This window comes from Amycolatopsis sp. NPDC003731 (assembly GCF_053586895.1).
Window position 1 is genome coordinate 1 of record NZ_JBSFNC010000265.1, and the last position, 6,289, is coordinate 6,289.

The 6,289-nt window shown below is 70.7% G+C and carries 3 protein-coding genes and 1 pseudogene; 3 read left to right on the plus strand and 1 reads right to left on the minus strand.

Translation table 11 applies throughout. From position 1 onward, the window contains the following. Window positions 1–433: 433 nt before the first annotated feature. Window positions 434–1,215 (plus strand): annotated as a pseudogene (locus tag ACWDN5_RS45915) (alpha/beta fold hydrolase). After that, window positions 1,212–1,970 (plus strand): SDR family oxidoreductase, encoded by a 759-nt coding sequence (locus ACWDN5_RS45920; RefSeq protein WP_310971355.1) that lies wholly within the window; start codon window positions 1,212–1,214, stop codon window positions 1,968–1,970. Before ACWDN5_RS45915 ends, ACWDN5_RS45920 begins: the two are co-directional and overlap by 4 nt. On the opposite strand, the gene ACWDN5_RS45925 is transcribed toward ACWDN5_RS45920, so the two are convergent. Further along, window positions 1,955–3,496, minus strand: coding sequence for an IS1634 family transposase (locus tag ACWDN5_RS45925; RefSeq protein ID WP_449680700.1), 1,542 nt, complete (start codon window positions 3,494–3,496; stop codon window positions 1,955–1,957). The genes ACWDN5_RS45920 and ACWDN5_RS45925 overlap by 16 nt on opposite strands. A 153-nt stretch (window positions 3,497–3,649) precedes the next feature. Between ACWDN5_RS45925 and ACWDN5_RS45930 the strand changes: the two genes are divergently transcribed. Then, window positions 3,650–6,247: a bifunctional FO biosynthesis protein CofGH gene (locus tag ACWDN5_RS45930; RefSeq protein ID WP_449680701.1), complete on the plus strand. Its 2,598-nt coding sequence runs from the start codon at window positions 3,650–3,652 to the stop codon at window positions 6,245–6,247. Window positions 6,248–6,289 lie beyond the last annotated feature (42 nt).

Consider the following 6,289-nt stretch of genomic DNA (forward strand, 5'->3'; position numbering starts at 1 on the left):
GTAATGCTCTCAAAGGAAACCCCGACGAGGGGTTTCAAATATAAGCTCTACTGGCTTAGTTCACTAGCACACTGTTGAGTTCTCAAGCAACACACCTCGAGTCGCACCGCCGTCAAGCGGCCTTACTCGAAGCGAGTTATTCCTAGCAGTTTTTGTGGGCCACCCACTCAATCGCTTTCCGCGAGAGCTTGGTTCGTGTCCCTGTCGCTCGGTTTCCCTGGCGACTTGGAGAACTTTACATGCCCCGAAAGGGCCCGAAACAGGGGGGTCCCTTAACAAGATCGGCGCAGGTCAGACCCCATGACGAAGCCCGTCCGAGACCCAGTCTGCCCCCAACCGGCCCCGAGCGCCACCGATGCGCGCCGGAAAAACATTGCTCCGACTACATTGCACCGTATTGCTCGGAGCCAGCGCTCTGCCTAACGTCGGCCGCATGAACCTCGCCCACGACGACCTCGGTACCGGCCGTCCGGTCCTGCTGGTCCACGGCCACCCCTTCGACCGCTCCATGTGGCGGCCCCAGGCCAGGCACCTCGCCGAGCGCGGCCACCGCGTCGTCGTCCCCGACCTCCGCGGCTACGGCGAGTCCCCCGCCCAGGACGCGAAGACCGGGCTCGACGTCTTCGCCGCCGACCTCGTCGCCCTGGCCGATCACCTGGCCTGGACCGGTTCGTCCTCGGCGGCCTCTCCATGGGCGGACAGATCGCCATGCAGCTGGTGGCGGACCACCCCGGCCGCGTCGAAGCCCTCCTCCTCGCCGACACGTTCGCCGGCCTCGACACCCCGGAGGCCAAGCAGGCGCGCATCGACACCGCCGCGAGGATCTCCGAGGAGGGCATGGAGCGTTACGCCGAGGAGCTCCTCCCCAAGATGATCTCGAAGCAGACCCGCGCGACCAGGCCGGACGTCGAGGCGCACGTCCGCACGATGATGCGCAACGCGCCGAAGCAGGGCGCCGCGGCCGCGCTCCGGGGACGCGCCGAGCGCCCCGACTACACGCCGGCGCTGAGCGGGATCGACGTTCCCACCCTGGTCGTGGTGGGCAGTGAGGACGAGTTCACCCCGGTCGGCGAGGCCGAGCTCATCCACCGGGAAATCCGGACTTCCACCCTGGTGGTGATCGACGGCGCGGGTCACCTGCCTAACCTGGAGCGCGAAACCGAGTTCGACGAGGCACTCAGCACGTTCCTGACCAGAATAAGGTTCACCTCATGACCCAGCAGACCGTGTTCGTGACCGGCGCGAGCGCCGGCTTCGGTGACGCCATCGCGCGCCGGTTCGTCGCCGAGGGCGCCCGCGTGATCGCCGTCGCCCGCAGTGCGGACAAGCTCCAGAAGCTGGCCGCCGAGCTCGGCGACGCCGTCCTCCCGGTGGTCCTCGACGTCAGCGACCCCGAAGCGGTCAAGACCGTGGTCGACGGTCTCGCCGAAAATTGGCGAGAGGTCGACGTCCTGGTCAACAACGCCGGCCTGGCGAAGGGGCTCGAGCCCGCGCACAAGGCCGACCTGCGGGACTGGGACGAGATGATCGCGACCAACGTCCGCGGCCTCGCGCACGTCACGCGCGCGCTGCTGCCGGGCATGGTCGAGCGCGGCCGCGGCCACGTGATCAACATCGGCTCGATCGCCGGCACCTATCCCTACCCCGGCGGCAACGTCTACGGCGCGACCAAGGCGTTCGTCCACCAGTTCAGCCTCAACCTGCGCAGCGACCTGCACGGCACCGGCGTGCGCGTCACCAACGTCGAGCCCGGCATGGTCGGCGGCACGGACTTCTCGAAGGTCCGCTTCGACGGCGACCAGGCCAAGGCGGACAAGGTCTACGAAGGCACGACGCCGCTCACGGCGGACGACGTCGCCGAGTCGGTGCACTGGGCCGCGTCCCAGCCGAAGCACGTGAACATCAACGTCATCGAGCTGATGCCGGTGGTCCAGAGCTTCTCGGCGCTGCAGATCTACCGCGAGAGCTGAAACAGGTCGGCCAGCGCCTGCTGACCCGGGTCCAGCTCGGTCAGCAGGCGCTTGGTCCGCGGCCGGCCGCCGGTCGACGGGTAGCGCAGGACCAGCTCGCCGATGCCGGCCAGCTGGTCGAGCAGCTCGCGCACCGACAGGTTCATCCCCGCCCGGTCCGCCTCGCGCCGCATCAGGTGCGTCACGGTCGCGGCGAGCACCGAGACGAGGCCGTGCGCGGCGATCCGCTGCCGCGTCCACTCCCAGCGCGGGGTCGGGCCGATGACGGCGGGGCCGGTGAGCCAGCGGAACGTCGATTCGAGGTGGGTGCGGGCCCGGTAGGCCGTCACGACCTCGGCGACCGGCCAGTCCCGGTCGGTGACCAGCACCTGCTTGCCGAAGAACTCCTCGTCGAGCCGCGCCACCGCGGCGGTGTCGATCCGCCGTTCGAGCCGGATCTCGCCGGGCCGGTTCCCGCTCAGGACGGCAGTGAGCACGCGCTCGACGCGCCGTCCCCGCGTCACCCGGCCGATCTCGGCGTGCACCTGGGCGCGGTCGCCGCGGTGGGTGCCCGCGGCCAGCGCCTCGGCCAGGCCGTCCAGCTCCCGGGTCGCGGTGGCCAGCTCGTCGGCGAACGCGCGGGACTGCGCCGCGTGCAGCGTCGCCGAATGCGTGAGGACCACCCGCCGCCGGACGCCGTCGACGACCGCGTGGGTGTCCAGCGCGGTGAGGCCGGCGAACCGTTCGGGGTCGACGCGCTTGCGCGCGGACGCCGGCTGGGTCAGCAGCTCGGGGTGGTCGGTCAACGGCAACGACCCGACGAAGCCGCTGCGTGAGCCCAGGTCCAGCTGGGCGGCCTGGCCGGCGTGGAAGACGAGGGTCGCCGGCCCCAGCCCCGCCATGAGGGAGGCGAACGTGGGCGCGCTGCCGTCGTCCCGCCGGTACAGCCGCGACGCCAGCGGGATGGCGCCGTCCCGGGTCACCCGCAGGCCGGCGCCGGCGAGCACGCCCTGGCAGGCCGACGGCAGCGTGCAGTCCGCCGGGGCGAAGGCGGCGAACTGCGGGACGTCGACGGCGAGCGCCGCGTGGTCGTCCACTGTGGCCAGGACCGCGGCGGCGACGGTCTCCTCGATGCCCGCGATGCGTTCCGGGGTCAGCCGTTCCAGCGCCCGCCACAGCCCATCCACTGTGGACAGCCGGACGAGGTCCGCGGCCGCACTCGTCTTCCACCAGGCAGCGATCGGCGTCTCGGGGGCGGTCGCGCGGTGCAGCACCGCCACGGCGAGGGTCAGCCCCAACGACGGCTTCGCGCGCACGACGTCGTCGACGCGGGCGACGAAGTCCAGCCGGGACAGCGTCGCCCACACCGCGGCGACGTCGCCGTAGGTCCGGTACGACGCCGACGCGGGCTCGCCGCCCGGGACGGCGCGGGCGATCTCGTCGGCGGTACCGAGGTAACGCTGGGTCACCACCCGGGGCTTGCCGTCGACCCGGGCGGACTCCGCCAGGTAGTAGTACGTCCGTCCGCCGATCTTCTTCCCGACCACCGATGCCACCCTTTAGGTAATACACGCCGACGTGCTGATCGACAACTACGCGGACCCGTTGACCTGCGGCGACGATCACGCGAACCGATCGGGTGAGCCGGGTGCGGAACACACACTGGCTGGTCGCGCGAGGGCGGTCCTAGCGTTGGCGGAATGGGACCCGAACCCGACGCCACCGCCCCGACCGCCTCCGCGATGCGCCGCGCGCTCGCCCGGGCGCGTGACGGGAAGACACTCGACGTAGCCGAAGCGAGCGTCCTGCTGCACGCCCGCGGTGACGACCTCACCCAGCTGTCCGAGTACGCCTCGCGCATCCGCGACGCGGGCCTGGCCGAGGCCGGCCGCGCCGGCGTCATCACCTACAGCCGCAAGGTGTTCATCCCGCTGACGCGCCTGTGCCGGGACCGCTGCGGTTACTGCACCTTCGTCACCGTGCCCGGCCGGCTCGAATCGCCGTTCCTCTCGCCCGACGAGGTTCTCGACATCGCCCGCAAGGGTGCGGAGATGGGCTGCAAGGAAGCCCTGTTCACGCTCGGCGACCGGCCCGAGGACCGCTGGAAGGCCGCCCGCGAGTGGCTGGACGCCCACGGCTACGACGACACGCTCTCGTATGTCCGCGCGATGGCGATCCGGGTGCTGGAGGAGACCGGTCTGCTGCCGCACCTCAACCCGGGCGTGCTGACCTGGCAGGACTTCCAGCGGCTCAAGCCGGTCGCGCCGTCGATGGGCATGATGCTGGAGACCACCGCGACCCGGCTGTGGAGCGAGAAGGGCGGCCCGCACTACGGCTCGCCGGACAAGGACCCGGCGGTGCGGCTCCGGGTGCTCGAGGACGCCGGGCGCAGCAGCGTCCCGTTCACCACCGGCGTCCTCATCGGCATCGGCGAGACGTTCGAGGAGCGCGCGGACGCGCTGTTCGAGATCCGCAAGGTCGCCAGGACCTACGGCGGCATCCAGGAAGTCATCGTGCAGAACTTCCGGGCCAAGCCGGACACGAAGATGCGCGCGACCCCGGACGCCGACCTCGAGGAGCTCGCCGCGAACATCGCCGTCGCGCGGCTGGTGCTCGGCCCGAAGATGCGCATCCAGGCGCCGCCGAACCTGATCGGCAACCAGTACGACCTGATGATCCGCGCCGGCATCGACGACTGGGGTGGCGTCTCGCCGCTGACCCCGGACCACGTCAACCCGGAACGCGCGTGGCCGCAGATCGACGAGCTGGCGCGGCGCACCGAGAAGGCCGGCTTCGAGCTGAAGGAACGGCTCACCATCTACCCCGAGTACGTCAAGGCGGGCGAGCCGTGGCTGGACCCGCGGATCACGCGGCACGTCGCCGCGCTCGTCGACTACGACACCGGCATGGCCCGCGAGGGCGCGATGCCGGTCGGCCTCCCGTGGCAGGAGCCGGACGGCGGCTGGCAGGAGTCCGGCCGCACCGACCTGCACACCGAGATCGACACCAGCGGCCGCACCGAGGACCGCCGCAGCGACTTCGACTCGGTGTACGGGGACTGGAAGGAGATCGGCGACCGGATCAAGACCGGGCCGGCCAAGTTCGACACGGACATCCTGGAAGCCTTGCGCAGCGCCGAAAAGGACCCGGCCGGGCTTTCCGACGACGCCGCGCTCGCGCTGCTGCACGCCGACGGCAAGGAACTGGACGCGTTCACCCGGATCGCCGACGACCTGCGGCGCGAGACGGTCGGCGACGACGTCACCTTCGTCGTCACGCGGAACATCAACTTCACGAACGTCTGCTACACGGGTTGCCGCTTCTGCGCCTTCGCCCAGCGTCGCACCGACGCCGACGCGTACACGCTCTCGCTGGAGCAGGTCGGCGACCGCGTCGACGAGGCGTGGGCCGCGGGCGCGACCGAGATCTGCATGCAGGGCGGCATCCACCCGGACCTGCCGGGCACCGCGTACTTCGACCTCGCGGCCGAGGTCAAGCGCCGTCAGCCGGAGATCCACCTGCACTCCTACAGCCCGATGGAGGTCGTGAACGGCGCTTCGCGCACCAACCTCTCGTTGAAGGACTGGCTCATCAAGGCCAAGGAGTCCGGCGTGGACTCGCTGCCGGGGACGGCGGCGGAGATCCTGGACGACGACGTCCGCTGGGTGCTCACCAAGGGCAAGCTGCCGACGTCGGAGTGGATCAAGGTGGTCACGACCGCGCACGAGGTCGGGCTGCCGACGACGTCCACGATGATGTACGGCCACGTCGACACGCCGGCGCACTGGGTCGCGCACCTGAAGCTGCTCGCCCGGCTGCAGCGCGAAGGCCTGGAGAAGCACGGGCGGCGCGGGTTCACCGAGTTCGTCCTGCTGCCGTTCATCCACCAGAGCGCCCCGATCTATCTGGCCGGCCTCGCCCGCCCGGGCACGACGCTGCGCGAGAACCGCGCGGTGCACGCGCTGGCCCGGCTGCTGCTGCACGGCATGATCGACAACATCCAGAGCTCCTGGGTGAAGCTCGGCGAAGAGGGCAGCCGCGCGGTGCTGCAGGGCGGCGTCAACGACATCGGCGGCACGCTGATGGAGGAGACGATCAGCCGGATGGCGGGCGCATCGCACGGGTCGTACAAGACGATCAGCGACATGCGCGCGATGGTCGAGCCGCTCGGCCGCCCGCTGGTCCAGCGCACGACCGGCTACGGCAGGCCGAGCGCCGAGCGGCTCGCCGCGGCGGAGGCGTCGGACGGCGTCGCGACCGCCGTGCGCAAGCCGCTGCTGCCCCTGCTGACTCCGTGAACCGTCGCGAATGACTCATTCGGGACGTCACACGTCCCGAAT

Bases quoted from the DNA above. Each gene is read 5' to 3' on its own strand.
- ACWDN5_RS45920 (WP_310971355.1), top strand. From the start codon at position 1,212: ATGACCCAGCAGACCGTGTTCGTGACCGGCGCGAGCGCCGGCTTCGGT.
- ACWDN5_RS45930 (WP_449680701.1), top strand. From the start codon at position 3,650: ATGGGACCCGAACCCGACGCCACCGCCCCGACCGCCTCCGCGATGCGC.